The organism is Chrysiogenia bacterium (genome assembly GCA_020434085.1).
Lineage (GTDB): Bacteria > JAGRBM01 > JAGRBM01 > JAGRBM01 > JAGRBM01 > JAGRBM01.
Genome location: JAGRBM010000389.1, coordinates 1 through 3,254 on the forward strand (window position 1 = coordinate 1; position 3,254 = coordinate 3,254).

Here is a 3,254-nt window from a genome sequence, read left to right on the forward strand (position 1 = left end):
ACTGGCTGAACTTCTAGAAACCCCTGAAATAGCGAAGGAATGGGTAAGGCTTGTTTTGATCAATTATGATATTGACTTTCAATATCATAATTGATACGACTCTCCACGTGCTGGATCTCCCGCCCGGCCCAATTCATCCAGATGTGGAGATCCACCCATGCAAGTTCGCACAATCCTATCCCTCACCGGGCTCTTTGCCCTCTGCCTCTCGTCTCTGACAGCCGGTTGCGGCGACGACCCGGCCCCCGGCTACCAGGGCACGACCCGCACCTACTACCTCGCCGCCGAAGAGTCGGTCTGGGACTACGCGCCCGCCGATCGCAACGAGATCAAGGACGCTGCCTGGAGCGAGGACGAAGAAGTCTTTGTCGGCAACGATGCCGGTCACATCGGCAGGCAGTATATGAAGGCCCTCTTCGTTGAATACACCGACGCCACCTTCACCACGCCCAAACCCGTCGCGCCCGAGTGGCAGCACAAGGGCACCCTCGGCCCGATCCTTCGCGCAGTTGTGGGCGACACCATTGAGGTCGTCTTCAAGAACAACGGTTCGCTTCCCTACTCCGTCCATCCCCATGGCGTTTTCTACAGCAAGGCCAATGAAGGGGCCGGTTCCAACGACGGCACCAGCGGCGGCGACAAGGAGGACGACGCCGTGATGCCCGGCGACACCTACACCTACACCTGGGGCGTGCCCGCTTCGGCCGGCCCCGGCCCGGACGACGGGAGCTCGGTCGTGTGGCTCTATCACTCCCATGTGAACCCCATTGCCGATACCAACAGCGGCCTTGTCGGCGCAATCGTCGTGGCCGATCCGCTGCTGGCCGACGCCGATGCGCGCCCCATCGACGTGGACCGCGAGGCCGTGAGTTACTTCACCGTCTACGACGAGAACAGCAGCCACTTCATTGAAGACAACATGCTCGCCTACACCGATCTCAGCGACGTCGACGCCGCCCTAGAAGACGACGATTTTCTCGAGAGCAACCTGATGCACGCCATCAACGGCTATGTCTACGGGAACGGCCCCATGGTCCAGGCTGAAAAGGGAGAAATCGTGCGCTGGTACCTGCTTGCGCTGGGCACGGAGGTAGACCTGCATACGCCTCACTGGCACGGAAACACGGTGATCTACGACGGGCGTCGCACCGACGTGGTGGAACTGCTGCCGGCAAGCATGAAGGTGGTCGACATGGAGGCTGCCAACCCCGGAACCTGGCTCTATCATTGCCATGTCAACGATCACATCGCCGCCGGCATGATCACCCGCTACCAGGTCAATCCGTAACAACGAAAACGGCCGCCCCAATGGGGCGGCCGTTCAATTTATTCCGGGCAATTCAGGCCGGTTTTCGCGCAATGGCGCACACATAGCCCATGCGGTCATCGTCGCCGCGCTCGAAACGGATGGAATCGAAGCCCGCGCTCTGCAGCAGGGAGTAGACCTCTTCGTCGGCGTAGATGGAGAAGCCGTGCTTGGTAAAGGCAAAGCGCTCCATCGCGCACTTGGGGCGAAATGCCAGCACGAATGTCCCGCCGGGGCGCAGCACGCGCAGGATCTCGCTCGCCACGCGCGGGGGATCACTCCAGAAATACAGCGTGTTCACTGTGAGCGCGCGATCAAAGCTCGCGTCCTCGCAGGGAAGGTCCTCGGCACCACCCTTGCGCAGTTCAAGGCGCCCGCTCTCGATGAGTCCCGGGTGCTTGCGCGAGGCGAGCGCAATCATCTCGTCCGAGAGATCGACGCCCACAATGCGCCCTTTCCCAAGATGTTCTGCAATGGGGATGAGACTGGCACCGCCGCCAAATCCGATTTCGAGAATCTGCTCATCGGCGCCGGGCGCAAGGTGATGCACCGCAGCCCGGTTCATCGCCCGGTTCGCGCGGTTCATTTCCCGGCCCACCAGCCGCCCGAAAAATCCGGACGGTTGGCGCAGGTTCCTGGCCAGCAGCTTGTTCAGCATCGCGGCATGCCTTCCGACTTGAATGGAATTCTACTGCGTTTTGTCGGAAGTGGCGAGGGGGCGCCCCCCTACTTTCATGTAAAAGGATCAGGCGTGGCGCAGGGCGTCGACAATGGCCAGTTGCGCGGCGCTTTTGGCGGGCATGAAGCCCCCGAGCAGCCCAATGGCCAGCGCCAGCACGCCGCCGCTCACCGCCTCCGAGCGTCCCACGCTGATCTCAATGGCGATGTCGAAGAGATTAAAGTCCACCCCGTTGAAGGCCAGCGAAAGAAGCAGCCCCAGCGCCCCGCCGAGGGTTCCCAGGAAGAAACTCTCGGCCAGCAGCGCCCCGGCAACGTCGTAGCGGCCAAAGCCAAGCGCCCGCAGCGTGCCGAGCTCCCGCAGGCGCCGGCTCATCGCCGCATACATGGTGTTCATGCCGGCGAACACGGCGCCAAGTCCCATGAACACGCCGATCAGGTTTCCCAGAAAGCTGAAGGCCACCGACGCCTTCTGCACTTCCTTGTAGTAGTCGAGCTCGCCCTTGGCCTCGACGTTCACCTGCTTGGACTCGTCGAGCTTGTCGATGAAGGCCGGAACCTGCTCCGCACTCTTGAGACGTGCGACCACCACGTTGGGTCCGTCGAGATCGAATTCCGAGAGCGCGTCCTGGTAGTCCATCCAGATTTCGCCGTCGAAGATCTGGCCCTGCGCACTGAAGATGCCGACCACCTTGTGGGGCTGTCGCCCGAAGAGCAGTTCGTCGCCTATGCGAATCTCGCCGAGCTTTGAGGGAACGAGCCGCCCGATCACGATTTCGCCGGGGGCCTGGGGCATGCGTCCCTCGATGAGTCGCACGCGCCGGTGCACCGCGAAGGCGATCTCCTCGACACCCCTCACCGTCGTAAAGCGCACGTCCGCGCCGCTGGTGGCGCTCGATCCCACGCGCGGGACCGGGCGGGTCACTTTGGCTTCCACGCTGGCCAGCGGGTTGCCGCCTGAATCGCGGGCGACCTCGGGCAGGTAGCTGAGCACCGGCACCGCGTTCTTTGGAATGCGTGAGGCATCGTCGGTCGCCGCGCCGCGCGCCAGGATCACCACGTTGTCGGGCTCGCCCGAGGAGACAGCCACGCGCTCGATTCCCGCCGCCGTGGCGGAGATCACCACGTAGACCATCACCGAGAGCGCCACACCCACCACCGTCACCGCGACCGAGCGCTTGCGGGCGATGATGTTGCGCATCGAGTAGGTCAGTGGAATGGCCATCTATTGAGTCCTCTACTGCTCAGCCCCTCTCCCTTTCAGGGAGAG

The 3,254-nt window shown here is 62.7% G+C and carries 3 protein-coding genes; 1 reads left to right on the forward strand and 2 read right to left on the reverse strand.

Translation table 11 applies throughout. The annotated features are described in order from the left end of the window. Positions 1–157: 157 nt before the first annotated feature. Positions 158–1,288 carry a multicopper oxidase domain-containing protein gene (locus KDH09_13405; GenBank protein MCB0220690.1) on the forward strand — a complete coding sequence of 377 codons (1,131 nt, stop codon included), beginning with the start codon at positions 158–160 and terminating at the stop codon, positions 1,286–1,288. A 52-nt stretch (positions 1,289–1,340) separates the two neighbouring features. On the opposite strand, the gene KDH09_13410 is transcribed toward KDH09_13405, so the two are convergent. Then, positions 1,341–1,964: a class I SAM-dependent methyltransferase gene (locus KDH09_13410; protein ID MCB0220691.1), complete on the reverse strand. Its 624-nt coding sequence runs from the start codon at positions 1,962–1,964 to the stop codon at positions 1,341–1,343. A gap of 87 nt (positions 1,965–2,051) precedes the next feature. Next, complete coding sequence (locus tag KDH09_13415) at positions 2,052–3,209, reverse strand: ABC transporter permease (GenBank protein ID MCB0220692.1); 1,158 nt, start codon at positions 3,207–3,209, stop codon at positions 2,052–2,054. Positions 3,210–3,254 lie beyond the last annotated feature (45 nt).